Source organism: Streptomyces sp. NPDC040432 (assembly GCF_055595445.1).
The window spans coordinates 196,026-220,710 of the sequence record NZ_JBVIVP010000002.1 but is presented as its reverse complement, the minus strand read 5'-3'; the positions used below and the strand labels follow the sequence as shown (position 1 = coordinate 220,710).

23 protein-coding genes and 1 riboswitch are annotated in these 24,685 nt (G+C 70.7%); of the genes, 9 read left to right on the top strand and 14 right to left on the bottom strand.

From position 1 onward, the window contains the following. Positions 1-62: 62 nt before the first annotated feature. Positions 63-1,031, bottom strand: a complete 969-nt coding sequence (locus tag ACZ58N_RS04675; protein ID WP_471155590.1) for a helix-turn-helix domain-containing protein — start codon at positions 1,029-1,031, stop codon at positions 63-65. Positions 1,032-1,112: 81 nt separating this feature from the next. Here ACZ58N_RS04675 and ACZ58N_RS04670 point away from each other — a divergent pair, with 81 nt between their 5' ends. After that, entirely contained in the window at positions 1,113-1,337 is a 225-nt protein-coding gene (locus tag ACZ58N_RS04670; protein ID WP_471155588.1) for a hypothetical protein, read from the top strand. Positions 1,338-1,446: 109 nt separating this feature from the next. Here ACZ58N_RS04670 and ACZ58N_RS04665 read toward each other — a convergent pair whose 3' ends face one another. From ACZ58N_RS04665 to ACZ58N_RS04640, 6 genes are all read right to left on the bottom strand, one after another. Beyond that, a complete protein-coding gene (locus ACZ58N_RS04665) occupies positions 1,447-2,466 on the bottom strand; it encodes a ribonucleotide-diphosphate reductase subunit beta (protein WP_471155586.1) in 1,020 nt (339 codons plus the stop codon). Further along, the gene (locus tag ACZ58N_RS04660; RefSeq protein WP_471155584.1) at positions 2,466-4,859 is read right to left on the bottom strand and encodes a ribonucleoside-diphosphate reductase subunit alpha; all 2,394 of its coding nucleotides are present in this window, start codon (positions 4,857-4,859) and stop codon (positions 2,466-2,468) included. Before ACZ58N_RS04660 ends, ACZ58N_RS04665 begins: the two co-directional genes overlap by 1 nt. A gap of 163 nt (positions 4,860-5,022) precedes the next feature. Then, a riboswitch (cobalamin riboswitch) is annotated at positions 5,023-5,146 on the bottom strand. Positions 5,147-5,197: 51 nt separating this feature from the next. Beyond that, a complete protein-coding gene (locus tag ACZ58N_RS04655; RefSeq protein ID WP_471155581.1) occupies positions 5,198-5,710 on the bottom strand; it encodes a GNAT family N-acetyltransferase in 513 nt (170 codons plus the stop codon). Between the two features lie 127 nt (positions 5,711-5,837). Then, complete coding sequence (locus ACZ58N_RS04650; RefSeq protein WP_471155578.1) at positions 5,838-6,053, bottom strand: CstA-like transporter-associated (seleno)protein; 216 nt, start codon at positions 6,051-6,053, stop codon at positions 5,838-5,840. Then, positions 6,050-8,302 carry a carbon starvation CstA family protein gene (locus ACZ58N_RS04645; protein ID WP_471155576.1) on the bottom strand — a complete coding sequence of 751 codons (2,253 nt, stop codon included), beginning with the start codon at positions 8,300-8,302 and terminating at the stop codon, positions 6,050-6,052. The genes ACZ58N_RS04650 and ACZ58N_RS04645 overlap by 4 nt, the downstream gene beginning before the upstream one ends. Before the next feature lie 130 nt (positions 8,303-8,432). Then, on the bottom strand, positions 8,433-9,197 hold the full coding sequence (locus ACZ58N_RS04640; RefSeq protein ID WP_385585155.1) for a GntR family transcriptional regulator: 765 nt from the start codon (positions 9,195-9,197) through the stop codon (positions 8,433-8,435). A 289-nt stretch (positions 9,198-9,486) separates the two neighbouring features. Between ACZ58N_RS04640 and ACZ58N_RS04635 the strand changes: the two genes are divergently transcribed. The 4 genes from ACZ58N_RS04635 (at position 9,487) to ACZ58N_RS04620 (ending at position 14,361) form a co-directional block, all read left to right on the top strand. Then, positions 9,487-10,776 carry an extracellular solute-binding protein gene (locus tag ACZ58N_RS04635; RefSeq protein ID WP_471155573.1) on the top strand — a complete coding sequence of 430 codons (1,290 nt, stop codon included), beginning with the start codon at positions 9,487-9,489 and terminating at the stop codon, positions 10,774-10,776. 179 nt (positions 10,777-10,955) lie between these two features. Beyond that, complete coding sequence (locus ACZ58N_RS04630) at positions 10,956-11,975, top strand: carbohydrate ABC transporter permease (protein ID WP_471155570.1); 1,020 nt, start codon at positions 10,956-10,958, stop codon at positions 11,973-11,975. A 59-nt stretch (positions 11,976-12,034) separates the two neighbouring features. After that, positions 12,035-12,871, top strand: coding sequence for a carbohydrate ABC transporter permease (locus tag ACZ58N_RS04625; RefSeq protein WP_471156537.1), 837 nt, complete (start codon positions 12,035-12,037; stop codon positions 12,869-12,871). Between the two features lie 8 nt (positions 12,872-12,879). Next, positions 12,880-14,361 (top strand): glycoside hydrolase family 3 protein, encoded by a 1,482-nt coding sequence (locus tag ACZ58N_RS04620; RefSeq protein ID WP_471155568.1) that lies wholly within the window; start codon positions 12,880-12,882, stop codon positions 14,359-14,361. 111 nt (positions 14,362-14,472) lie between these two features. Here ACZ58N_RS04620 and nagB read toward each other — a convergent pair whose 3' ends face one another. Both nagB and ACZ58N_RS04610 read right to left on the bottom strand, forming a co-directional pair. Beyond that, entirely contained in the window at positions 14,473-15,258 is a 786-nt protein-coding gene (nagB, locus tag ACZ58N_RS04615) for a glucosamine-6-phosphate deaminase (protein WP_471155565.1), read from the bottom strand. A gap of 186 nt (positions 15,259-15,444) precedes the next feature. Beyond that, positions 15,445-16,206 (bottom strand): SDR family NAD(P)-dependent oxidoreductase, encoded by a 762-nt coding sequence (locus ACZ58N_RS04610; RefSeq protein ID WP_471155563.1) that lies wholly within the window; start codon positions 16,204-16,206, stop codon positions 15,445-15,447. 85 nt (positions 16,207-16,291) lie between these two features. Here ACZ58N_RS04610 and ACZ58N_RS04605 point away from each other — a divergent pair, with 85 nt between their 5' ends. Both ACZ58N_RS04605 and ACZ58N_RS04600 read left to right on the top strand, forming a co-directional pair. Beyond that, positions 16,292-16,885 carry a TetR/AcrR family transcriptional regulator gene (locus ACZ58N_RS04605; protein ID WP_471155560.1) on the top strand — a complete coding sequence of 198 codons (594 nt, stop codon included), beginning with the start codon at positions 16,292-16,294 and terminating at the stop codon, positions 16,883-16,885. A gap of 406 nt (positions 16,886-17,291) precedes the next feature. After that, positions 17,292-18,761: a sensor histidine kinase gene (locus ACZ58N_RS04600; protein ID WP_471155558.1), complete on the top strand. Its 1,470-nt coding sequence runs from the start codon at positions 17,292-17,294 to the stop codon at positions 18,759-18,761. A 196-nt stretch (positions 18,762-18,957) separates the two neighbouring features. Here the strand turns inward: ACZ58N_RS04600 and ACZ58N_RS04595 are convergent, their stop codons facing one another. Further along, positions 18,958-19,215 (bottom strand): WhiB family transcriptional regulator, encoded by a 258-nt coding sequence (locus tag ACZ58N_RS04595; protein WP_004937597.1) that lies wholly within the window; start codon positions 19,213-19,215, stop codon positions 18,958-18,960. 319 nt (positions 19,216-19,534) lie between these two features. Then, a complete protein-coding gene (locus ACZ58N_RS04590; RefSeq protein ID WP_388889111.1) occupies positions 19,535-20,500 on the bottom strand; it encodes a diacylglycerol/lipid kinase family protein in 966 nt (321 codons plus the stop codon). A gap of 84 nt (positions 20,501-20,584) precedes the next feature. On the opposite strand from ACZ58N_RS04590, the gene ACZ58N_RS04585 reads away from it, so the two are divergent. Beyond that, positions 20,585-21,058, top strand: coding sequence for a hypothetical protein (locus ACZ58N_RS04585; RefSeq protein ID WP_471155555.1), 474 nt, complete (start codon positions 20,585-20,587; stop codon positions 21,056-21,058). A 24-nt stretch (positions 21,059-21,082) separates the two neighbouring features. Here the strand turns inward: ACZ58N_RS04585 and ACZ58N_RS04580 are convergent, their stop codons facing one another. From ACZ58N_RS04580 to ACZ58N_RS04570, 3 genes are all read right to left on the bottom strand, one after another. Further along, positions 21,083-22,072, bottom strand: a complete 990-nt coding sequence (locus tag ACZ58N_RS04580; RefSeq protein WP_471156534.1) for an RNA polymerase sigma factor SigF — start codon at positions 22,070-22,072, stop codon at positions 21,083-21,085. 11 nt (positions 22,073-22,083) lie between these two features. Then, positions 22,084-22,497, bottom strand: a complete 414-nt coding sequence (locus ACZ58N_RS04575; RefSeq protein ID WP_281208104.1) for an ATP-binding protein — start codon at positions 22,495-22,497, stop codon at positions 22,084-22,086. A gap of 214 nt (positions 22,498-22,711) precedes the next feature. Beyond that, entirely contained in the window at positions 22,712-22,972 is a 261-nt protein-coding gene (locus ACZ58N_RS04570) for a UBP-type zinc finger domain-containing protein (protein WP_471155552.1), read from the bottom strand. 55 nt (positions 22,973-23,027) lie between these two features. Between ACZ58N_RS04570 and ACZ58N_RS04565 the strand changes: the two genes are divergently transcribed. Then, a complete protein-coding gene (locus ACZ58N_RS04565; RefSeq protein ID WP_471155550.1) occupies positions 23,028-24,611 on the top strand; it encodes a Na+/H+ antiporter in 1,584 nt (527 codons plus the stop codon). Positions 24,612-24,685: the final 74 nt, after the last annotated feature.

Sequence of the window (24,685 nt, the reverse complement as noted above, 5' to 3'; positions counted from 1 at the left end):
CCCGCACCGGAATCCGGCGCGGGGCCCTCGCGCGACCCGCGTCCGCGGGCCGGCGGCGGTGCTCACGCCACCGCGCGCGGCCCCCGGAAGGCGCGACGGAAGGCGTTGGGGGTGGTGCCGAGGGTGCGCAGGAAGTGGTGGCGCAGGGCGGCGGCGTTGCCGAAGCCGCTGCGGCCGGCGATCGCGTCGACGGTCTCGTCGGAGGACTCCAGCAGCTCCTGCGCGAGCAGCACCCGCTGGCGCAGCACCCACTGGTACGGGGTGGTGCCCGTCTCCTGCTGGAAGCGGCGGGCGAAGGTGCGCGGGGACATGTGCGCGCGCTCCGCGAGTTGCTCGACGGTGATCTCCTCCGCGAGGTGTCGGGACATCCAGCCGAGCACCTCAGCGACCGTGTCGCAGGAGGTGCGGGGCAGCGGTCGCCGGATGAACTGCGCCTGACCGCCGTCGCGGTGGGGCGGTACGACCATCCGTCGCGCGATCGTGTTGGCGACCTCGGCGCCGTGCTCCTGACGCACCACGTGCAGACAGGCGTCGATGCCCGAGGCGGTGCCGGCGGCGGTGATCACCGGCCCTTCGTCGACGTAGAGCACGGCCGGGTCGACCAGGGTGCGCGGGAAGCGGCGCGCCAGCGCGGGGGCGTGCATCCAGTGCGTGGTGCAGCGGCGACCGTCCAGCAGGCCGGCAGCCCCGAGGACGAAGGCCCCGCTGCACACGCTGAGCACCCGTGTCCCCCGGTCCACGGCCCGGCGCAGGGCGTCGAGGAAGGGCTCGGGGTACTCCCGTACGGCCGCGTTCCGGCCGGCGGGCAGGCAGATCAGGTCGGCCTGCTCCAGCCGCTCCAACCCGTACTGCGGCGCGATCGTGAAACCCACGTCCGCCATGGTCAGCGGACCTTCCTCCGCGGCGCACACCGCGAAGTCGTACACCGGCAGTCCTTGCTCGCTCCGGTCGATGCCGAAGACCTCGCAGAAGATCCCGAACTCGAAGGGCGCCACCTGGTCGACGAGCGCCACCGCCACATTCGTCAGCATGCCCTCAGTGTGGCAGTAATTCGCTCTTTGGTGACAGTCCTGCCACTGGCCGGGTTCCGTCCGCGGGGTGACAGTGGAGACATGAACACGTTCCTGAGCTACCTCGCCGTCCTCGTCATCGCCGCCCTGCTCCTCGGCCCCAGCCTGTACGGGGCCCTGTGCGAGCGGCGCGTCGACCGGCAGCTGCGGGCCGTGGAGAACCGGTTCGTGTGGCTGCCGCGACAGAAGGCGGGCGGCCGGCCGCCCGAACCGGTCCGCCGCGGCCACCGGCCCCTCGTCCGGCGCCGGGGGCGCCTCGCCCATTGAGGCCGCCGACGTCCCGACACCAGGAGCCGAAGGGGCCGGGACGCGAAGGAGCCGGGACGCGATCGGATCGCGTCCCGGCTCCCTCCACACCCGGGGTGGGTGGGTCGTCCTAGAAGTCCTCGTCCAGGTCGACCGTGCCCTCGACCGCGACCTGGTAGGCCGACGGGCGGCGCTCGAAGAAGTTCGTCAGCTCCTGGACGCCCTGGAGCTCCATGAACGAGAACGGGTTCTGCGAGCCGTAGATGGGCGGGAACCCGAGGCGCACCAGGCGCTGGTCCGCGACGCACTCCAGGTACTCGCGCATCGACTCGGTGTTCATGCCCGGCAGGCCGTCGCCGCACAGGTCACGGCCGAACTGCAGCTCCGCCTCCACGGCTTCCTTCAGCATGTCGGTGACCTGCTGCTGGAGGGCGTCGTCGAAGAGCTCCGGCTCCTCCTTGCGGACGGTGTCCACGACCTCGAAGGCGAAGTTCATGTGCATGGTCTCGTCGCGGAACACCCAGTTGGTGCCGGTCGCCAGACCGTGCAGCAGACCCCGCGAGCGGAACCAGTACACGTACGCGAAGGCGCCGTAGAAGAACAGGCCCTCGATGCACGCCGCGAAGCAGATCAGGTTCAGCAGGAAACGACGGCGGTCGGCCTGCGTCTCCAGCTGCTCCAGCTTCTCGACCTCGTTGATCCACTTGAAGCAGAACTGCGCCTTCTCGCGGATCGAGGGAATCTCCTCGACCGCGTCGAACGCGGCGGCGCGGTCGTCCGGGTCGGGCAGGTAGGTGTCGAGCAGCGTCAGGTAGAACTGGACGTGCACGGCCTCCTCGAACAGCTGGCGCGACAGGTACAGGCGCGCCTCCGGGGAGTTGATGTGCTTGTACAGCGTCAGCACGAGGTTGTTCGAGACGATCGAGTCGCCCGTCGCGAAGAACGCGACCAGCCGGCCGATCATGTGCTGCTCACCGGGCGTCAGCTTCGCGAGGTCGGCGACGTCCGAGTGGAGGTCGACCTCCTCGACGGTCCAGGTGTTCTTGATCGCGTCCCGGTAGCGCTCGTAGAAGTCCGGGTAGCGCATCGGGCGGAGCGTGAGCTCGAAGCCCGGGTCCAGCAGGTTCTTCTTCTTTTCGGTGGTGCTCATTACTGGCAGGCCTCGCACGATTCGGGGTTCTCAAGGGAGCAGGCCAGCGCCTCCGCGTCGGTCACGGCCTGCGGGAGCGCCGCGGGGGCGGCGGCCTGCGCGGCACGGGCGATCTTCGTCGCCGGGCGCGAGCGCAGGTAGTACGTGGTCTTCAGGCCCTGCTTCCAGGCGTACGAGTACATCGAGCTGAGCTTGCCGATGGTCGGCGTCTCCAGGAACAGGTTCAACGACTGGGACTGGTCGAGGAACGGCGTCCGGGCCGCCGCCATGTCGATCAGGCCGCGCTGCGGGATCTCCCACGCCGTCCGGTACAGCTCGCGGACCTCGGCAGGGATCCAACCGAAGCCCTGCACGGAGCCGCTGGACTCGCGCAGCGCCTCGCGGGTCTGCGCGTCCCACACGCCGAGCTGCTTCAGCTCGTCCACCAGGTAGGCGTTGACCTGGAGGAACTCACCGCTGAGGGTCTCGCGCTTGAACAGGTTGGAGACCTGCGGCTCGATGCACTCGTACACGCCCGCGATCGAGGCGATCGTCGCCGTCGGGGCGATGGCGAGGAGCAGCGAGTTGCGCATGCCGGTCTTCGCGACGCGGGCGCGCAGGGCGTCCCAGCGCTCGGGCCAGTTCAGCTCGACGTCGTAGTGGTCCGGGTGCAGGACACCGCGGGCGGTACGGGTCTTCTCCCAGGCGGGGAGCGGGCCGTTGCGCTCGGCGAGGTCGCAGGAGGCCTCGTACGCGGCGAGCATGATCCGCTCGGAGAGCTTCGTGGACAGCGCCTTCGCCTCGGGGGAGTCGAAGGGCAGCTTCAGCTTGAAGAAGACGTCCTGGAGGCCCATCGCGCCCAGACCCACCGGCCGCCAGCGGGCGTTGGAACGCCCGGCCTGCTCGGTCGGGTAGAAGTTGATGTCCACGACGCGGTCGAGGAAGGTCACGGCCGTGCGGACGGTCTCGTCCAGGCGCTCCCAGTCGATCTCCCCGTTCACCACGAAGGCGCCCATGTTGACCGAGCCGAGGTTGCAGACGGCCGTCTCGCCGTCGTCGGTGACCTCGATGATCTCGGTGCACAGGTTGGAGGAGTGGACGACCGAGCCCGGCTCGGCGGTCTGGTTCGCCGTGCGGTTGGAGGCGTCCTTGAAGGTCATCCAGCCCTGGCCGGTCTGCGCGAGGGTGCGCATCATCCGGCCGTACAGGTCACGGGCGGGCATGGTCTTGCGGGCCAGGCCGTCCGCCTCGGCCTTGCGGTAGGCGGCGTCGAACGCGTCGCCCCACAGGTCCACGAGCTCGGGGACGTCGGCCGGGGAGAACAGCGACCACTGGCCGTCGGAGTTCACGCGGCGCATGAACTCGTCCGGCACCCAGTGGGCGAGGTTCAGGTTGTGCGTACGGCGCTGGTCCTCACCGGTGTTGTCGCGGAGCTCCAGGAACTCCTCGATGTCCGCGTGCCAGGTCTCCAGGTAGACGGCGGCCGCGCCCTTGCGCCGGCCGCCCTGGTTGACCGCGGCGACGGAGGCGTCGAGGGTCTTCAGGAACGGGACGATGCCGTTGGAGTGGCCGTTGGTGCCGCGGATCAGGGAACCGCGGGCGCGGATGCGGGAGTACGAGAGGCCGATGCCGCCGGCGTGCTTGGACAGGCGGGCGACCTGGTGGTAGCGGTCGTAGATCGAGTCCAGCTCGTCCAGCGGGGAGTCCAGCAGGTAGCAGGACGACATCTGCGGGTGCCGGGTGCCGGAGTTGAAGAGCGTGGGGGACGACGGCAGGTAGTCCAGGCGGCTCATCAGCCGGTAGAGCGAGGCCACTTCCTCGACGGCCTGGACGCTCTCGTCCGCGGCGAGGCCACAGGCCACGCGCAGCATGAAGTACTGCGGGGTCTCGATGACCTGGCGGGTGATCGGGTGGCGCAGCAGGTAACGGCTGTGCAGGGTGCGCAGGCCGAAGAAGCCGAAGCGGTCGTCGGCGCCCTCGGCGAGGGCGTGCTCGACGAGGGAGTTCAGCCGGGCGGCGTGGGCCTCGACGAACTCGGCCGTGCGATCGGCGATCAGGCCCTCGCGGTGGCCGACGGCGACCGACTCGGCGAAGGAGGCGGAACCCTGGCCCGCGGCCTCGTCGGCGATGGCGAGGGTCAGCAGCCGGGCGGCGAGGCGGGAGTACGCCGGGTCCTCGGAGATCAGACCGGCGGCGGCCTCGGTGGCCAGCCCCCGCAGTTCGGCCTCGTCGGCGACGGAGCTGCGGCCGCGCAGGGCGGCGGCGGCGACCCGGCCGGGGTCCGTGTCGGGCAGGTCGGCCGTGAGTTCGGTGAGGGTGCGCAGCAGTGCGGTCCCCGGGCCCTCGGGCGCGAGCGCGGCCTCGTTGGCGGACTGGGCGGACTCGGCGCGCGGTGCGGCGGGCGCGATGGTCACGGGGGGAGCTCTCCCTCACTCGGCCCGGTCTTCGACGGGGCGGGGCGAGCGGGCGCACGCGGGAAGGCCACGCACCGGCCCGGACAGGGCAGGCGGTACGTGCACCGCGTGGCGTCCACCGGCCCAACCGCGAGGCCCGGACGTGTCGGCACCCGGTTCGGTCGAGCCGGGAGCGCTGTCGGCAGGTCGTCGGACTTCCGGACGCACCAATGGGTGCACTTCATACCGTTGCGGGACAGTTCCGGATTCGCACCGGATTCCCCTGCGGCGACAGCAGGCATGAGCATACATGTGGGGGCGCCCCGTTGCGGTAGCCCCCACATGTTGTGTCGGGGTGGCTACTGCTCGGGTGCGTACAGCTCCAGGGCGTAGGTGAGCAGGGGCACCGTGGGAAGCGGCGACCAGTCCCGTTCGGGGGTGCGGACGAAGCCCAGGCGCTCGTAGATCCGGTGCGCGGAGGCCATCCGCGGCTGCGTGGAGAGCACCAGCCGGGTGACCCCGGGAAGGACCCTGGACCGCTCGACGCAGGCCCGTACGAGGGCCTCGCCGGCGCCCTTGCCCCGGGCGGTGGCGGCCACCGCGAGCATCCGGAACTCGGCCTCGCCGGGGCCGGCTATGTCGGCGAGCGGACTCCCCGGAGGGGCGAAGGTCACACCGCCCAGCAGTCGTCCGCCGAGCACGGCCACGAGCACCTCGCCGGCTCGGGCCCGACCGGCGACGTCGCGCAGCACGCGCTCGTAGGTGCCGTCGGGGTTGCCGTCGAGCAGCCCGTCCCCGAGGTAAGCCCGCGCGGTGATGTCACCCAGTTCTTCGTACTCGGCGGGCAGCGCCGCCCTGATCACTGTGTCCATGCGGTCGAGTGTGCCGGAGGCGCCCCCGGGCGGGCGGGGTCCGACGCCGACGGACGCGACCGCGGGTACCCCGGAACGCGCCGAAGGGCCCCGTCGCGGGTGCGGCGGGGCCCTTCGCGGGGGGTGGTCAGCAGCAGCGGAAGCCCTCGCGGGGGTCCGCCTCGCGGGCGTCGGTGCGGGCCCGCTCGAAGGCGCGCCGGGTCATGACCCCGGCCTGCGGGTCGTGGGCCCGGGCGTGCGCGACATAGCGGTCGTACGCCGCCTCGCCGGAGAACTCCCGTACGTAGTACCGGGCCCTCGCCAGCGCGTTGCGCACTGCGGCCGGCGTTCGTGCGGTGTTCACGCGACGGGTTCCTTGACCCGGCCGCCGCCGCTGTCGAGGCCGGCCGCCGCGAGTTCGGCCTTCTCCTCGGCCGTGGCGATGAGCCCGGCCGGGGCGACGATCTTCGACTCGGTCCACGGGACCTCGGAGAGGCGGACCGACTCCGGGTGGGCGATGGCCTTGAAGCAGGTCCGGCCCGCGTCCACCAGCACGATGATGATGAGGACGGCGAACAGCACGGACAGGACCCCGTCGACCGTGGCGTTGGTGACCACGGTGTGCATCTCGCCCATCGTCTTGGCCGGCGGGAGGACCTTGTCGGCGTCGATGCCCGCCTGGTACTTGTCGCGCTGGGCGAAGAAGCCGACCTTCACGTCCTGGGAGAAGATCTTCTGGTAGCTGGCGGTGAGGGTGACGGCCACGTCCCACGCCAGCGGAACCCCGGTGACCCAGGCCCACTTCAGCCGCCCGGACTTCACCAGGAGGGTCGTGCAGACGGCCAGCGCCACCGCGGCGAGCAGCTGGTTCGCGATGCCGAACAGCGGGAACAGCTGGTTGATGCCGCCCAGCGGGTCCTTGACGCCGACCCACAGGAAGTAGCCCCAGCCGCCGACGACGATGGCGCTCGCGAGCCACACGCCCGGCTTCCAGCTGACGTCCCTGAAGGACTTGTGCACGTTGCCGAGGGTGTCCTGGAGCATGAACCGGCCCACGCGGGTGCCCGCGTCGACCGTGGTCAGGATGAACAGGGCCTCGAACATGATGGCGAAGTGGTACCAGAACGCCTTCATCCCGGTGCCGCCTATGACGGCCGAGAAGATCTCCGACATTCCGAGTGCGAAGGTCGGGGCGCCACCCGTACGGGAGAGCAGGCTGCTCTCCTCCACGTCCTTCGCGGCCTGCGCGAGGGCGTCCGGGCTGATGGCGAAGCCGAAGTTGGTGACGGCGGCGGACGCGGTCTCGACCGTGGTGCCGATGACGCCGGGCGGTGAGTTGACGGCGAAGAAGAGGCCGGGCTCGATGATGCAGGCGGCGATCACGGCCATGATGGCGACGAACGACTCGGTGAGCATCGCGCCGTAGCCGATGACCCGGACCTGGGTCTCCTTCTGGATCATCTTCGGGGTGGTGCCCGAGGCGACCAGGGAGTGGAAGCCGGACAGGGCCCCGCACGCGATGGTGATGAAGACGAACGGGAACATCGAGCCGGCGAACACCGGGCCGTCGCCGCGCGCCGCGAAGTCGGTGACCGAGGGCATCCGCAACGTCGGCATCGCGATGACCACGCCCAGCGCCATCAGGGCGATCGTGCCGACCTTCATGAAGGTGGACAGGTAGTCGCGGGGGGCGAGCAGCAGCCACACCGGCAGCACCGAGGCGATGAAGCCGTACACGATCATCCAGACGACCAGCGTCTCCTTCTCCAGGGTGAAGGTGTCCGCCCAGGAGGACTCGGCGACCCAGCCGCCCGCGACGATGGCGAGCAGCAGCAGCGCGACGCCGATGGCGGAGACCTCGGTGACCCGACCCGGCCTCAGCACGCGCAGGTAGACGCCCATGAAGAGGGCGATCGGGATGGTCATGCCGATGGAGAAGACGCCCCAGGGCGAGTGCGCCAGGGCGTTGACGATGACGAGGGCCAGCACCGCCAACAGGATGATCATGATGGCGAACACGGCGACCAGGGCGGCGGCCCCGCCGACGGGCCCTATCTCGTCCCGGGCCATCTGGCCGAGCGAACGGCCGTCGCGCCGGGTGGAGAAGAACAGCGTCACCATGTCCTGGACGGCGCCGGCGAAGATGACGCCCGCGACGATCCAGATCGTGCCCGGCAGGTAGCCCATCTGCGCGGCGAGCACGGGACCGACGAGCGGGCCCGCGCCGGCGACGGCCGCGAAGTGGTGGCCGAAGAGCACCCGACGGTCGGTGGGGTGGAAGTCGACACCGTTGTCGAGGCGTTCGGCGGGGGTCGCCCGGGTCTTGTCGACCCTCAGCACGCGCCGCGAGATGAAGCGCGCGTAGAAGCGGTAGCCGATGGCGTACGAACCCAGCGCGGCGGCGAGCAGCCAGGCCGCCGAGATCTCCTCACCCCGCGAAAGGGCCAGCACGCCCCAGCCGATGGCTCCGATCAGGGCCACGAGCGCCCACACGGCGATCGATTGCGGGGTGAGGCGGCCCGACGGAGAGGGCGAGTCGGGCCTGCCGCCCGTGCTCGCCGCACCCCCCGGTGATGGAGTCCGGTCTGTCCCTGTTGCTTCCGGTTCCGGCATGATCCTCGTCCCCTCGTTGATCATCTGCGTAAGCGCAGGGAATCTACGGGGGCTTGACCGCTGGACGTAAGCCCCCGTCCGCATAGCGGTACGAGCGTCCACCGAGGATCGAACGGGAGTCAACCGGTGATCACAAGGCGGGCCTCTGAAGACGGGCAACGAACTTGTAACGGTCGCCGCGATACACCGAACGTACCCATTCGACCGGTTCGCCGTCGGCGTCCAGCGAGTGCCGGGAGAGCATCAGCATCGGCAGTCCGACGTCCGTGCCGAGCAGCCCGGCCTCCCGCGGGGTGGCCAGGGAGGTCTCGATGGTCTCCTCCGCCTCCGCGAGGCGGACGTCGTACACCTCTGCGAGGGCGGTGTAGAGGGAGGTGTACTTGACCAGCGAACGGCGCAGCGCGGGGAAGCGCTTGGCCGACAGGTGCGTGGTCTCGATGGCCATCGGTTCGCCGCTGGCCAGGCGCAGTCGCTCGATGCGCAGGACCCGTCCGCCGGTGGTGATCTTGAGCAGACCGGCGAGCGTGTCGTCGGCCGTCACGTACCCGATGTCGAGGAGTTGGGACGTCGGCTCCAGGCCCTGGGCCCTCATGTCCTCGGTGTAGGAGGAGAGTTGGAGCGGCTGCGAGACCTTGGGCTTGGCGACGAAGGTGCCCTTGCCCTGGATCCTTTCCAGCCGGCCCTCGACGACGAGCTCCTGCAGGGCCTGCCGGACGGTGGTCCGGGAGGTGTCGAACTCGGCCGCCAGCGTGCGCTCCGGTGGGACCGGTGTGCCGGGTGGGAGCGTTTCGGTCATGTCGAGCAAGTGCCGCTTGAGGCGGTAGTACTTGGGCACGCGCGCCGTCCGGGTGACTGCCCCGCCTTCCGGCTCCGTGGTCGCCCCTTCGGTGGCCATCGCCGCCCGCCTTCCCGACTCCAGTTTCGCTGCCGTCACCGGCTCCTCCGATATGTGCGGTCACATCGTGACACGGGAGGGGGGACAGGCCTCCTCCCTCCCCCAGGTGTCGGTCCGATAACGGACCGAGCACCCGCTCATTAGACCCTTGACACCCCTAAAGGTCTAGGCCAAGCTCCGGGTACTGGTCTAAACCAATATGGATCGGATCCCGGCCCCACGGGCAGTACTTGGTACGTCACCGCGGTGGGCGAGGGAAGTTGCAGGCAGCATCCCTGAGGAGGGTGGCGTGAAGCGCAAGCTCATCGCGGCGGTCGGAGTCGCGGGCATGGTTATCGGCCTCGCGGCGTGTGGCGACGGTGCCGACGACAAGGCGAAGACCGAAGCATCGGGTGGCGCGGCCAAGGAGATCACCGTCTGGGTGATGGACGGTTCCGCACCCAAGGCCTGGATCGACGAGGTCAACAAGGAGTTCTCGGCCAAGCACCCCGGTGTCACGGTCAAGGTCGAGGAGCAGAAGTGGACCGGCATCCAGGAGAAGGTCACCACGGCCCTCTCGGAGAACACCCCGCCGGACGTCATTGAGCTCGGCAACACCCAGACCGTCGGCTACGCCGTCACCGGTGGCCTCGCGGACCTGTCGGGCGACAAGGCCAAGCTCGGCGCCGACGCCTGGTCGAAGGGCATGACGTCCTCCGCCGAGGTCGACGGCAAGCTCTACGCCGCCCCGTGGTACGCCGCCAACCGCGTCGTCGTCTACGACAAGAAGGCCTACGAGAAGGCCGGCGTCACCGTCCCGAAGACCCGCGACGAGTGGGTGGCCGGCCTGGAGAAGCTGAAGGCCTCGGACCCGGCCTCGCAGCCGATCTACCTGCCCGGCCAGAGCTGGTACATCCTCGCCGGCTTCGTCTGGGACGAGGGCGGCGACCTCGCCGTCAAGGACGGCGGCAAGTGGAAGGGCCAGCTCTCCACCCCGCAGGCCGCCTCCGCGATGGACTTCTACAAGAAGCTCCAGTCCTTCTCCACGGCCCCCAAGGACAAGGACGAGGCCACCCCGCAGCAGTCCACCGACATCATCCCCAAGGGCGGCGTCTCGTCCTGGATCGGTCTCGGCTGGGAGGCGCAGGGCGCGCTGAAGGCCCTGAAGGAAGCGGGCAAGGAAGGCGACTTCGGTTACTTCCCGATCCCGGGCAAGACCGCCGACAAGCCGGGCTCCGTCTTCCTCGGCGGCTCGAACCTCGCCGTCGCCGAGCGCTCCAAGAACAAGGAGCTCGCCAAGGAGTGGCTGGCCCTCGCCGCAGGCAAGGACCAGATGACCAAGTACGCCACCGCCACCGAGGGCGCGCTGCTCCCGAACCAGACGGCCGCGAACTTCGCCGCCGCCCCGGGCTCCTTCGCCGAGTCGATGGCCAAGGCCGCCGCCTCCGGCAAGATCACCCCGGTCACCGCGGGCTGGGCGAACGTCGAGACCGAGCCGAACCCCATCAAGGAGTTCATGACCAAGGTCCTGAAGGGTGAGGACGCCGCCAAGGCGGGCGCGGACGCGGACAAGGAAATCGCGAGCCGCATCAACAAGTAGTCCCGCCCCGCGGCACCGCACCACCTGACCCGCCGCGGCACCGCACCACCTGAAACACCGCAGCACCCGCAGGAACCAGCAGTGTGAACGCACCGGGGGGTGCGGCAGGCGCCCCGCAGCGCCTGCCGCACCCCCGGTCGCGCATTTGACTCCACAGTCAACCGCGAGGAAGCCCAGACATGACCGTGCACTCCCAGGGAGCGACGACCAGCGCTCCACAGGACGCACCACAGAAGTCCGCCGGACGGCCCAAGGTGCCCGGCACCGGTACCGGCCCCAGCCATCCGTCGCCTCGCGGGGGCAGAAGGTCGCTCCCCTCGGGGTGGGCGCCCTATCTGCTCGTCCTGCCCGCGGTGCTCAGCCTCGCGACACTGCTGCTGTATCCGCTGATCAAGAACGTGATCCTGTCCTTCCAGGACATCAACAAGATCGAGTTCATCCAGCGGAAGTACCCGTTCGCGGGACTCGACAACTACACCCAGCTGCTCGGCGACCCCGACTTCTGGACCGTCGTCCTGCGCAGCTTCGGCTTCACCTTCGCCAACGTCGCGCTCATCATGGCGGTCGGCTGCCTCATCGGCATCCTGCTCAACCGGCTCGGCAAGTGGATGCGCCTCGTCCTGTCGATGGCACTGGTGATGGCCTGGGCCATGCCGATCGTCGCGTCGGTCCAGGTCTTCAAGTGGCTCTTCGACGAGCAGTTCGGCGTCATGAACTGGGTCATGCGCTCCGCCGGCTTCTCCGGATACGACCAGCACAACTGGTTCGAGACCGGCTTCTCCACCCTGGTGATCATCACGATCCTGGTGGTCTGGGGCTCGGTCCCCTTCGTCGCCCTCAACATGTACGCCGGTCTGACGACGGTCGGAGCCGAACTGTACGAGGCCGCCCGCATGGACGGGGCCAACGGCTGGCAGACCTTCTGGAAGGTCGTCTTCCCCCAGCTCAAGCCGTTCTTCCTGATCACCACCTTCCTTGAGGTGATCTGGGTCTTCAAGGCCTTCACCCAGGTCTACGCGATGAACAAGGGCGGCCCCGACCGCGCCTCCGAGATCCTCCCGGTCTTCGCCTACGTCGAGGGCCAGAGCCAGTTCCACTACGGCCTGGCCGCCGCGATCTCCGTCCTGACGATCCTGATCCTCATCATCGTCATGTCCTTCTACTTCCGCCTGATCCTGAAGCAGGAGGAGGAGCAGTGAGCACCACCACCGCCCCGAAGCCGGCGCCGACCGCCCCGTCCGCGAAGCCCGCCCAGCGGCTGCGCACCGGCCGCCCGCTGCGCCCCGGCACCGTCGCCAAGAACGTGGGCGCCCTGCTGCTGGCCCTCGTCTTCGTCTTCCCGGTCTACTGGATGTTCTCCTCGGCGCTCAAGCCGCAGAGCGAGATGCTCAGCAAGGACCCCGTCTTCGTCTTCACGCCGACGCTGAAGAACTTCGACAAGGCCACCGGCGTCGACAACTTCTGGTCGTACGTCACCAACAGCCTCGTCGTCACCATCTGCGCGGTGCTGCTGGCCCTGCTCGTCGCCCTCGCCGCGAGCTTCGCCATCGCCCGCATGAAGTTCAAGGGCCGCAAGGGCCTCGTCCTCGCCGTGATGATGGCCCAGATGGCCCCCTGGGAGGTCATGGTCATCGCGATGTACATGATCGTCCGCGACGCCGAGATGCTGAACAACATCGGCGTGCTGACCGCCATCTACTTCGTGATGGTCCTCCCCTTCACCATCTGGACCCTGCGCGGCTTCATCGCCGCCGTCCCGGTGACCCTGGAGGAGGCGGCCCAGATCGACGGCTGCACCCGCGGCCAGGCCTTCCGCAAGGTGATCTTCCCGCTGCTGGCCCCCGGTCTGATGTCCACCTCGCTCTTCGGGTTCATCACCGCCTGGAACGAGTTCGCGATGGTCCTGATCCTGAACAAGGACAAGACCGCCCAGACCCTCCCGCTGTGGCTGACCGAGTTCCAGACCGCCTTCGGCAGCGACTGGGGCGCCACCATGGCGGCGTCCTCGCTCTTCGCGGTACCGGTCCTGCTCATCTTCATCTTCCTCCAGCGCAAGGCCGTCGGCGGCATGACCGCCGGCGCCGTGAAGGGATAACGGACGACATGACTGTCCTTGCGCACCGCACGGATACGGTGACCCGCGACGCCCTCGCGGTCCTCCAGCCCGGCTTCGAGGGCACCACCGCCCCCGCCTGGCTGCTGCGCCAGGTCGCCGAAGGCCTCACCGCGGTAGGGCTCTTCGGCCGCAACATCACCTCCGCCGGGCAGCTCTCCGCCCTCACCGCGCAGCTGCGCGCCGAGCGCGACGACGTGCTCGTCGCCATCGACGAGGAGGGCGGCGACGTCACCCGTCTGGAGGTCCGGGGCGGCTCGTCCTTCCCCGGGAACCTCGCGCTGGGCGCCGTCGACGACACCGGCCTCACCCGGGACGTGGCCCGCGAGCTGGGTCGCCGTCTCGCCGAGTGCGGGGTCAACCTCAACTGGGCGCCGTCCGCGGACGTCAACTCCAATCCGGACAACCCCGTCATCGGGGTCCGCTCCTTCGGCGCCGACACCACCCTCGCCGCCCGGCACACCGCCGCCTACGTCGAGGGCCTCCAGGCCGCCGGGGTCGCCGCCTGCACCAAGCACTTCCCGGGCCACGGCGACACCAACGTCGACTCGCACCACGCGCTGCCCCGCATCGACGTCGACCTGGACACCCTCCAGGTCCGTGAGCTGATCCCCTTCAAGGCGGCCATCGAGGCCGGCACCAAGGCGGTCATGAGCGCGCACATCCTCGTGCCCGCCCTCGACCCGACCCGCCCGGCCACGCTCAGCCCGCAGATCCTGACCGGCCTGCTGCGCAAGGAACTCGGCTACGAGGGCCTCATCGTCACCGACGGCATGGAGATGAACGCCATCGCCGGGACGTACGGCATCGAACGCGGCTCGGTCCTGGCCATCGCGGCCGGCGCCGACGCCATCTGCGTCGGCGGCGGGCTCGCCGACGAGGCCACCGTGCTGGGCCTGCGGGACGCGCTCGTGGCCGCCGTCCGCGAGGGCTCCCTGGCGGAGGAGCGGCTCGCCGACGCCGCCGCCCGGGTGCGCGCCCTCGCGGACTGGACCCGTCGGGCCCGGTCGCACGCGCGGCCGGAGGGGAGCGGCGCGTCCGACATCGGCCTGACGGCGGCCCGCCGTGCGGTGGTCGTCTCCGGCACGGCGACCCCGATCACCGACCCGTACGTCGCCACGCTCACCCCGGTCCCGAACATCGCCGTGGGGGACGAGACCCCGTGGGGAGTGGCCGCGGAGCTGGCCGCGCTGGTCCCGGGCACCGGGGCCGGCGTCTACCCCAAGGGTTCCGCCGCCGGCGACGTGCTCGCGGCGGCGGGCAACCGCACCGTCGTCGCGGTGGTCCGCGACGCGCACCGGCACCCGTGGATGACCGAGGTCCTGGACGCGCTCGTCGCGGCCCGCCCGGACACCGTGGTCGTCGAGATGGGCGTACCGCTCGCCGAGCCGCGCGGGGCCCTGTACCTCGCCACGCACGGCGCCTCCCGCGTCTGTGGCCGGGCGGCCGCAGAGGTGATCGCGGGCGGATAGCGGCCGCCGGCCCCGCGCGGGCCGACGCCGTACGTGCGAAAGGGCCGGGCCCCCGAGGAGGGGGGCCCGGCCCTTTCGCCGTTCCGTCGGCCGCGTCCGGCCGGGCTGCGGCTACAGGCCCTGCCAGGCGGGCTTGTCCGCGTAGGTCTGGCGGAAGTAGTCGGCCAGCTTCAGCTTCGAGGCGGCGGCCTCGTCGACGACCACGGTGGCGTGCCGGTGCAGCTGGAGCGCGGAGGCCGGGACGAGGGCGGAGAGCGGGCCCTCGACGGTCTGCGCGACGGCTTCAGCCTTGCCCTCGCCGGTGGCCAGCAGGACCAGGTGACGGGCGTCGAGGATGGTGCCGATGCCCTGGGTGATGACGTGGTGCGGCACCTGGTCGATGTCGTCGTCGAAGAAGCGAGCGTTGTCGACGCGGGTCTGCTGCGTCAGCGTCTTGATCCTGGTCCGGGAGGCCAGCGAGGAGCAGGGCTCGTTGAAGCCGATGTGGCCGTCCGTCCCGATGCCCAGCAACTGGAGGTCCACGCCGCCGGCCGCGGCGAGGGCTCGGTCGTAGGCGTCGCAGGCGCCGACGATGTCCTCGGCGGAGCCGTCGGGGCCCATGAAGGACGCCTCGGACAGGCCGAGGGGCTCCACGACCTCACGCAGGACCACGGCCCGGTAGGACTCGGGGTGCCCGGTCGGCAGGCCGACGTACTCGTCGAGCTGGCAGACGCGCGCCCTGGACGCGTCGACCTCGCCCGCCTTGACCTTCGCGGCGAGCGCCTCGTAGATGGGCAGCGGGGTGGAGCCGGTCGCCACGCCGAGCAGGGCGTCGGGCTTGCGACGGACCAGGGCGGCCATGGCCTCCGCGATGAGCTCGCCGCCTGCCTTGGCGTCCGGGACGATGACAACTTCCACGCGGGGCCTGCCGATCTGAGAGGGGTGCGGTCACATTGTGGTATAGACCAATCTAGCAGAGCGGAGCCGTTCGTGGCGGGCCTTCGCCCCCGTTCCATGGTGGTCCCGATCGCCCGCCCCGGCCTCCCGGGGCGGGCGGGCCCGCGCCCCGGCCGGGCCGACGGAAGTCCGCCGGCCCGGCCGTCCTCAGACCAGCGAGAGCTGGAGCCCGCCCGTGGCGTCCAAGTGCTGGCCGGTGACCCAGCGGGAGTCCGGCGAGGCGAGGAAGGCGACCACGTCCGCCACCTCGTCGGCGGTGCCGACCCGGCGGAAGACGGACCGGGCGGCCAGGTGCTCCCGGGTCCCGGGATCGGCGAGCAGGGAGGCGTTCAGGTCGGTCTCGGTGATGCCCGGGCCGACCGAGTTCACGGTGATCCCGCGCGGGGCGAGTTCGGCGGCCAGGGACACGGTCAGGGCGTTCACCGCGCCCTTGGCCATGACGGTGGCGAGGATCGCGGGCAGCGCGAGGTGGGGGGTGCCGGTGACGTTCACGATCCGGCCCCCGTCCCGCAGTCGCGCCAGCCCGTGCTTGATCACGAAGAACGGGGCCTGGGCGTTGAGGGCCTGGACCCGGCGGAAGGTCTCCTCGTCCGTGTCCGCGACGCCCGCGAAGGTCGCCGCACCGGCGTTGTTCACCAGCACGTCCACGTGCTCCGTGGCCAGCGGATGGGCCTCGTACGCCGCCCAGAGCGCCTGCGCGTCCCCCGGCACCCCGAGTTCCGCGCGGACGGCGAAGGCGGTTCCCCCGGCGGCCCCGATCGCGGCGACGGTCTCCGCCGCCGCGGCCCCGTCGTGCCCGTAGTGCACCGCGACCAGGGCCCCGTCGCGGGCCAGCCGCCGCGCGACCGCCCGTCCGATCCCCCTGCTGCCGCCCGTGACCAGTGCCGTCTTCCCCTTGAGCACGCCCATGACGCGCCCCCCTTCAGCATTATCTAGTGGTCGCTACAGAAAGGGACGGTACCAGATTCGCTAGCGACCGCTATAGAATCCGCGCATGGTGACCGGACAGCGCGGCAGGCCCCGCTCCTTCGACCGCGACGCCGCCCTCGACAAGGCCATGCTCGCCTTCTGGGAGCGCGGGTACGAGGCGACGTCCATCTCCGACCTGACCGCATCCCTGGGCATCAGCGCGCCCAGCCTCTACGCGGCCTTCGGCGACAAGCGCAAGCTCTTCGACGAGGTCGTCGCGGTCTACGGGGGCCGGTACGGCGACTTCGCGGGCGTGGCCATGGCCGAGGAACCCACCGCCCGGGACGCCGTGCGCCGCATCCTGTTCGAGGCCGCCGAGATCTACACGGACCCGGCCCATCCGCCGGGCTGCATGGTGATCAGCGCGGCCGTGAACACCACCAGCGAGGAGGTCGCGGAAGCCCTGCGGCGGCGGCGCAACGCCAACCTGGCGATGTTCGAGAGCCGGATCCGCGCTGACGTCGCGGCCGGGGTCCTCCCCGCGGACACCGACGCCGGCGCCCTCGCCCGCTACGCCGGAGCCGTGATCCAGGGAATGTCCACGCAGTCCCGCGACGGGGCGAGCAGGGAGGAACTGGAGGCGGTCGCGGCGCGGGCGATGTCGGCCTGGCCGGCGTGACCTGATCCGCGGGGAGATCCACCGCGGGAATTCCCGCAACAGGGCTCGGAATTCGGCCCTGGAATTCCTCTGGGCCACGGTGCAGGACGGGACCCTCGACCCGCCCGGCACCGTAGCCCGGAGTACTTACGGCCGTCGGGTGTGCGGTTCCCGGCGGCCGGTTGGGAGGTGCCTGCGCGGTCAGGGCAGAGCGCGCGGTTACCTCTATCCGTCCTCCTGTGCGGGGAGGGCGGAAGCTTCACTCAATTGTGGACTAGACCATTCTGCTCTGTCCATCCAATGGCGGATGTCTTCATCCCGTCACTTCCTCCAACAGTACGCGGACCGGGCCCCTCGTGGGTACTCCTGGGTATTCGCGTGGGAAAAGTCATGGCCGTACCCGGGGTACGCTCGCCAGGTGCCCTCCATGAACGACCTCGTACGCCAGCACACCGCTCTCAGTGAAGCCGAACTGGAGTGGCTCCATCTGCTGGTCTCGGAGTGGCAGCTGCTCTCCGACCTGTCCTTCGCCGACCTCGTGCTGTGGGTACCCACCCTGGACGGCACCCGGTACGTCTCGGTCGCCCAGATGCGCCCGAACACCGGCCCCACCTCGTACCAGGACGACATGGTCGGCCACCTGGTGCCGCGGGGCCGCCGCCCGCTCCTCGACGCCGCCCTCGACGAGGGTCGGATCGTGCGCGAGGGCGACCCGGAGTGGCGGGAGGAGGTGCCCGTCCGCGTCGAGTCGATCCCCGTGCGCCGCGAGGGCCGGGTCCTGGGCGTCATCGCCCGCAACACCAACCTGCTCACTGTGCGTACACCCAGCCGGCTTGAGCTCACCTACCTCCAGTCCGCCTCCGACCTGGCCCAGATGATCGCCGCGGGCTCCTTCCCGTACCCCGGGCAGCAGGTCGACATGGACGCCTCCCCGCGCGTCGGCGACGGCCTCATCCGGCTCGACGCCGAGGGCGTGGTGACGTACGCGTCCCCGAACGCCCTCTCCGCCTACCACCGGCTCGGCCTCGCGGCCGACCTGGTGGGCCAGCACCTGGGCACCACCACCGCCGAACTGGCCCCGTCCCGGGGCCCGGTGGACGAGGCGCTGGTGAAGTTGGCCAGCGGCTGGGCGCCGCGGGAGACCGAGGTCGAGGGCACCAGCGGCGTCATCCAGCTGCGCGCCATCCCCCTCAAGCCCAAGGGGACCCGCATCGGTTCCCTCGTGCTGTGCCGCGACGTCACCGAACTGCGCCGTCGCGAACGCGAACTGATCACCAAGGACGCGACCATCCGGGAGATCCACCACCGGGTGAAGAACAACCTCCAGACGGTGGCCGCGCTCCTGCGGCTGCAGGCCCGACGGATGGATTCGGAGAACGGCCGCGAGGCGCTGAACGAGGCCGTGCGTCGTGTCGGTTCGATCGCGATCGTGCACGAGACGCTCTCTCAGAACCTCGACGAGCGGGTCGAGTTCGACGAGATCGCCGACCGCGTGATCGCGATGGTCGCGGAGATCTCCCCGGGCAAGGTGGCCTGCCGGCGCACCGGCCGCTTCGGGATCCTGGACGCGGAGGTCGCCACCCCGCTGTCGATGGTGCTGACGGAGGTGCTCCAGAACGCGCTGGAACACGCCTTCACCCAGGGGGAGGGCGGCACGGTCGAGGTGTCCGCGATCCGTTCGGGCAGTGGCCGGGCCGACGCCCGACTGCTGATCACCGTGCTCGACGACGGCTGCGGACTGCCCGAGGGGTTCGACCCCCAGCGCGCCGGCAACCTCGGGCTCCAGATCGTGCGGACCCTTGTGGAGGGGGAGCTCGGCGGCACGTTCGACATGCTGCGCGTCGAACCGCGCGGCACCAAGGTGGTCCTCGACATCCCGGCCAGCCCCCAGAAGTGACCCTCCGTCCCGTCACTCAACGTGACGGGACGGAACCGGTGCCTGCCGGACGGGATGCCGGGAAAAGCACTGAGCCCCGGACCGGGGCGCACCCCCGATGGTGGCTGGGGGGGAGTCCCGGTCCGGGGCTCAAGAGCACGTTGCTGAGCGCTGCTATGGGTACTACGCGCTGCGGCTCGAGGCTCGAAAGTCGATGTCAGGCGGTGGCGTTGCGCGCCCGATTGCGAGCGGCGCGGCGCTTCATCGCGCGGCGCTCGTCCTCGCTGAGACCGCCCCAGACGCCGGAGTCCTGACCGGACTCAAGCGCCCACTGCAGGCACTGCTCCATGACGGGGCAGCGGCGGCAGACGGCCTTGGCTTCCTCGATCTGCAGCAGCGCAGGACCGGTGTTGCCGATGGGGAAGAAGAGTTCCGGGTCTTCCTCACGACAAACGGCGTTGTGACGCCAGTCCATGGCTGCTCCATCTCCTTGTATTGCGGGCAGGTTGCTTGTGAATGTGAACGCTTTCACGAATCCCCCCGTGAGGGAAGGGCCGACGCCCAGTTGCCTGGTGCGGTCCGAGATACGTGGAGGGGTTCTGGCGTTCTGTGTGGGTGCCGGGTGCTGCGGGCTGTCCCGATCGCCATGTAGAGATTCGCAAACCTCGGACGGGGATACAACCCCTTCCGGAAAGTTTTTTTGGATTCGTCGGTGTCTACTAGGTCACAGCCCTAGTTCCTAGGGGTGGACCGGCGTGTATACGTTCGAGTGAAAGGACTTTGGGCCCTTCCACTCACACAATCACACGCAGTGCCCGGCGTACGCCTGTGAACCGAACGCTGGTGCGCAGTCCGAGGTGATCGCCGTCCATCTGGAAGGGCAGCGGAACCTTCGAATGCAAGGTGAAGTCGGTCAGATCGTGCAGAGACACCGCGTGCTTGCCGTGCGGACCGCGCTCAGGAGTCGAGGTCAGGAGCTGCGTGGCGTACCGGGCGACCGCCGGAGTTGACAAACGATTGAGTGCCAATACGTCAAGCGCGGTATCGAACGAGGCCTCCGGGGAGGCGTAGAGGGGCCGGTTCCCCAGGTACGTCCAGGGGGAGGTGTTGCAGACTATCGAGAGCACCAGGTCCGTCACCGGATCCTGGCCGGGACGCTCCAGGGTGACCGTGCCGTTCCTGCGGTTCGGCTCCTCCCAGAACTGGCGCATGAGCTGCCGCACGTACAGGGCGTGCGTCGACCGCTTGCCGCGTTCGCGCTGTTGCTCGACCCGCCCCACCACGCCCGCGTCGAAGCCGAAGCCCGCGCAGAACGTGAACCAGCGGGCCGGGACCGACTCGTCCTCGGTCCCGGGGGAGCCGGCGGCCAGGCCCAGCCCCACCGTCCGCTCGCGCTCCTCGCGCAGGGCGTCCAGCAGGGCGCCGGTCGCCTCGACCGCGTCGTTCGGCAGTCCCAGCGCCCGGGCGAAGACGTTCGTCGATCCGCCGGGCACCACCGCCAGCTTCGGCAGCCGGTCCGGATCGGGCCCGTCGTGCAGGAGACCGTTCACCACCTCGTTGACCGTGCCGTCACCGCCGAGGGCCACCACCAGGTCGAGACCCTCGTGCGCGGCCTTGCGGCCCAGGTCGCGGGCGTGGCCCCGGTACTCGGTCGTCACCGCTTCCAGCTTCATCTCGCTGGCCAGCGCGTGGGTCAGGACGTCGCGCGTGCGCGCACTGGTCGTCGTCGCTGCTGGGTTGGCCACGAGGAGTGCACGCATGACCGCCAGAGTACCCACCCCTCCCCGGGCATTCCCTACCGACCGTCCCGTACCGCGCCGCCGGCACGCGGCTACCCTGCTGGGGTGAGTAAGAAGCAGAGCCGCCCGCAGAACCGTCGACCGGCCCCGAGCACCCCCGCCCCCGCGGTCGCCGCTCCCGCGGCACTGCCCCGTCGGCTCACCGCAGCCGCCGTGCTCACCGCCCTGGAAGGTCTGGCCCTGGCCGGGCTCGGCGTGTACATGCTGTTCGTCGGCATCGCCGGCGACCCCGACTCCCCGCAGCAGGCCGAGACCGGCGGGGTGACCCTGCTCGCGCTCGCCGCGCTCCCGCTCGTCGCCGCGCGGGGCCTGCGCCTGGGCCGCCGCTGGAGCCGCGGCCCGGCACTGATCACCCAGCTCATGGCGATGCCGGTGGCGTGGACCCTGTGGACCACCGGCGGCGCGATGACGGCCGCCGCCGTGGCACTCGCCCTGGCCGCCGTCGCCGTGACCGTGCTGCTGGTCAACCCCACGGCCACCGAGGCGCTCGGCATCGGGCCCGGCGAACAGGCCCGATAACCCCGCCCCTCACCCGACCGGCGGCTACTCCTCCACGAGGAGCTTCTCCCGGAGCTGGGCCAGGGTGCGGGCCAGCAGCCGGGACACGTGCATCTGGGAGATCCCGACCTCCTGCGCGATCTGCGACTGGGTCATGTTGCCGAAGAACCGCAGCAGCAGGATCCGCTTCTCCCGCGGCGGCAGCCCCTCCAGGAGAGGCTTGAGGGACTCGCGGTACTCGACGCCCTCCAGCGCCTCGTCCTCCGAGCCCAGGGTGTCCGCGACGGCCGGGGACTCGTCGTCCGTGTCCGGCACGTCCAGGGACAGCGTGCTGTAGGCGTTGGCCGACTCCAGGCCCTCCAGCACCTCCTCCTCGGAGATCCCGAGCCGTTCGGCCAGCTCGTGCACCGTCGGCGAGCGGCCGTGCTGCTGCGACAGCTCGGCCGTGGCCGTGGTCAGCGACAGCCGCAGCTCCTGCAGGCGGCGGGGGACCCGTACCGCCCAGCCCTTGTCACGGAAGTGCCGCTTGATCTCGCCGACCACGGTGGGTGTGGCGTACGTCGAGAACTCGACCCCGCGGTCCGGGTCGAACCGGTCCACCGACTTGATCAGGCCGATCGTCGCGACCTGCGTCAGGTCGTCCAGCGGCTCGCCGCGGTTGCGGAACCGCCGCGCCAGGTGCTCGACGAGCGGCAGGTGCATCCGGACCAGCCGGTTGCGCAGTTCCGCGCGCTCCGGTGAGCCCTCGGGCAGCTCGCGCAGCTCGAAGAACAGGGCCCGCGCACCGCTGCGGTCCCGCGGATCCGGCAGCGCCACGGGCGCGGCCGGCACCGCCGGGGCCGCGGGAGCGGCCTCCGGTGGCTGTGGTTGGTCGTGCTGGTTCTCGCTCATAGGGCCCGCCCGTCGCTCCGCCGAGTCCAAAAAGCCGTCTTCCGCATCCGCGTCAGCCGGGTGCGGCCGGGCGTGCTGCTGTTCCGGGATGCCGCCGTCGACCTCGTGCCGTACCCGGGGCCGATCCCCGCCCCGCACCGGGATCTCCCCGCCGCTCACACCGGGCCTGGCCCCGCGCCGCGCTGTTTGTAGAGACTGATGCTCACCGTCCGGTTCTCCTCGACCGTCGCCTCGACCTTGCCGGCCAGCGCCGACAGGACCGTCCACGCGAACGTGTCGCGCTCCGGCGCGCGGCCGTCGGTGGTCGGCGCCGAGACGGTCACCTCCAGCGAATCGTCCACCAGCCGGAAGACGCAACTGAGGACGGAGCCGGGCACGGCCTGCTGGAGCAGGATCGCGCAGGCCTCGTCCACCGCGATGCGGAGGTCCTCGATCTCGTCGAGAGTGAAGTCCAAACGGGCTGCGAGACCGGCCGTGGCCGTTCGCAACACGGACAGGTAGGCACCCGCAGCGGGCAGCCGGACTTCCACGAAGTCCTGGGTCCCGGGCTCGCCTGCGATCTGGGACACCCTCACCTCCAAGGTGGTACGAGCTCTGTTCGCCGGTGACGCTATCGCGATCCGGGTGATCGTGTCGCGGCACCCCTCACAGCGCCCCTTTCGGGGCGCCCGGGCCGACCTGCCGTGCGTCCAGTGACTGATGGTAAGCCCATGGGTACGCACAGTGGCTAGAGGTCTGCGGGCCCAATTCGGGGGAACCGGCGGAGGGTTGACCTACCCCGGTTCAGACGATCGAACCGTCGACGAAGCACCATCGCCAGGTCTCCCCCGGCTCGAAGCTCCGCATCACCGGATGACCCGTCTCCTGGTGGTGCGCGGTGGCGTGCCGGTGGGGGGAGGAGTCGCAGCAGGCCACCCAGCCGCACGCGAGGCACATCCGCAACTGCACCGGATGGCTCCCGAGCGCCAGACATTCCGGGCAGGTCATCGCATGAGGGACGGGCTCGGGGCGCGGCAGTTCTGCAACGTGGGTGCACTCGCTCATGATGGCCAGCGTACGACGAGGCTGCGTGTGCACGACGCGATGAGGGTGGATCGTCATGGAGGTATTGCCGCTGGTGGCGCTGGTGGCGGGCAGCGCCGCGGTGGCGGGCCTGGCCCGCCGGACGCCGGTGCCCGCACCGCTGCTGCTCGTCGCGGTGGGGCTGATCGCCGCGTACGTCCCGGGCGTGCCGCCGTACGTGCTGGACCCGCACATCGTGCTGCCGCTGCTGTTGCCGCCGCTGCTGCACACGGCCGCGGTGGACAGCTCCTACCTCGACCTGCGGGCCAACGTCCGGCCGATCGCGCTGCTGTCGGTCGGCTACGTGCTCTTCGCGACGCTGGCGGTCGGCTACGCGGCCTACCTGCTGGTGCCGGGACTGTCGCTGCCCGTGGCGCTGGTGCTGGGCGCCGTGATCGCCCCGCCGGACGCGGTCGCGGCGACCGCGATCGCCCGCAAGCTGGGCCTGCCGAACCGGATCACGACCATCCTCCAGGGCGAGTCCCTGGTCAACGACGCCACCGCCATCACCGCCTACAAGGTGGCGCTCGCCGCTGCCGTGGGGGTCGGCGCGGGCTGGGCCGGCGGGATCGCGGAGTTCCTGCTCGCCTCCGTCGGCGGGGTGGGCGTGGGCCTGCTGCTGATGGTGCCGATCCACCAGCTGCGCAAGCGGTTGAGGGAACCCCTGCTCCAGAACACCCTGTCGCTGCTGATCCCCTTCGTGGCGTACGCGGCGGCCGAACGGGTGCACGCCTCGGGGGTGCTGGCGGTCGTCGTCGTCGCCCTCTACCTCGGGCACCGGAACTGGCAGGTCGACTTCGCCACCCGGCTCCAGGAGGAGGCCGTGTGGAAGGTGGTCTCCTTCGTCCTGGAGTCCGTGGTCTTCGCGCTGATCGGACTCCAGCTGCCGGTGGTCCTCAAGGGCCTGGACGAGTACGAGCCCTCCGCCGTGGTCGGGTACGCGGTCGCGGTGTTCCTCGCCGTGGTGGCGGCCCGGTTCCTGTGGGTGTTCCCCGCGACGTTCCTCCCGCGGTGGCTCTCCGAACGGATCCGGGAACGGGAACCGGAGACCAACTGGAAGGCCCCGGTCATCGTGGGCTGGGCCGGCATGCGGGGCGTGGTGTCGCTGGCGATCGCCTTCTCGGTGCCGTTGGACGTCCCGCACCGCAACCTCATCCTCTTCCTCACCTTCACGACCGTCATCGGCACCCTGGTCGTCCAGGGCCTGACCCTGCCGCCGCTGATCAAGCTGCTGAAACTGCCGCCCCGCGACGTCCGGGCCGAGACGCTCGCCGAGGCGCAGGCGCAGAGCGAGGCCTCGCGGGCCGCCGAGGACCGGCTGGCGGAACTGCTGGAGGACTCGGAGCACAACGCGCTGCCGCCGCCCCTGGTGGAACGGCTGCGCACGGTGTTGGAGCGCCGCCGCAACGCGGTGTGGGAGCGGCTGGGCGAGGTCAACGCGCGGACGGGGGAGTCGGCCGACGACGTCTACCGCAGATTGGCCCGGGAGATGATCGCGTCCGAGCGGGAGGTGTTCGTGGCCCTGCGCGACGCCCGCCGGATCGACGACGAGATGCTGCGCGCGCTGCTGCGCCGGCTGGACCTGGAGGAGGCGGCGGCCTACCGGGAGGAGTCCGCCTGATCCCCGCTCCGCCCCCGCGTCGCGGGTGGCCGGCGCGGATGCCGGGCCCGCCGGGGCGGCCCTACCGGCGGCGG

Coding starts and splice junctions, on each gene's coding strand:
- ACZ58N_RS04620 (WP_471155568.1), top strand. CDS start 12,880: ATGACTGTCCTTGCGCACCGCACGGATACGGTGACCCGCGACGCCCTC.
- ACZ58N_RS04565 (WP_471155550.1), top strand. CDS start 23,028: ATGGAGGTATTGCCGCTGGTGGCGCTGGTGGCGGGCAGCGCCGCGGTG.
- ACZ58N_RS04665 (WP_471155586.1), bottom strand. CDS start 2,466: ATGAGCACCACCGAAAAGAAGAAGAACCTGCTGGACCCGGGCTTCGAG.
- ACZ58N_RS04670 (WP_471155588.1), top strand. CDS start 1,113: ATGAACACGTTCCTGAGCTACCTCGCCGTCCTCGTCATCGCCGCCCTG.
- ACZ58N_RS04570 (WP_471155552.1), bottom strand. CDS start 22,972: ATGAGCGAGTGCACCCACGTTGCAGAACTGCCGCGCCCCGAGCCCGTC.
- ACZ58N_RS04640 (WP_385585155.1), bottom strand. CDS start 9,197: ATGGCCACCGAAGGGGCGACCACGGAGCCGGAAGGCGGGGCAGTCACC.
- ACZ58N_RS04630 (WP_471155570.1), top strand. CDS start 10,956: ATGACCGTGCACTCCCAGGGAGCGACGACCAGCGCTCCACAGGACGCA.
- ACZ58N_RS04600 (WP_471155558.1), top strand. CDS start 17,292: ATGAACGACCTCGTACGCCAGCACACCGCTCTCAGTGAAGCCGAACTG.
- ACZ58N_RS04605 (WP_471155560.1), top strand. CDS start 16,292: ATGGTGACCGGACAGCGCGGCAGGCCCCGCTCCTTCGACCGCGACGCC.
- ACZ58N_RS04590 (WP_388889111.1), bottom strand. CDS start 20,500: ATGCGTGCACTCCTCGTGGCCAACCCAGCAGCGACGACGACCAGTGCG.
- ACZ58N_RS04675 (WP_471155590.1), bottom strand. CDS start 1,031: ATGCTGACGAATGTGGCGGTGGCGCTCGTCGACCAGGTGGCGCCCTTC.
- ACZ58N_RS04610 (WP_471155563.1), bottom strand. CDS start 16,206: ATGGGCGTGCTCAAGGGGAAGACGGCACTGGTCACGGGCGGCAGCAGG.
- ACZ58N_RS04655 (WP_471155581.1), bottom strand. CDS start 5,710: ATGGACACAGTGATCAGGGCGGCGCTGCCCGCCGAGTACGAAGAACTG.
- ACZ58N_RS04645 (WP_471155576.1), bottom strand. CDS start 8,302: ATGCCGGAACCGGAAGCAACAGGGACAGACCGGACTCCATCACCGGGG.
- ACZ58N_RS04595 (WP_004937597.1), bottom strand. CDS start 19,215: ATGGACTGGCGTCACAACGCCGTTTGTCGTGAGGAAGACCCGGAACTC.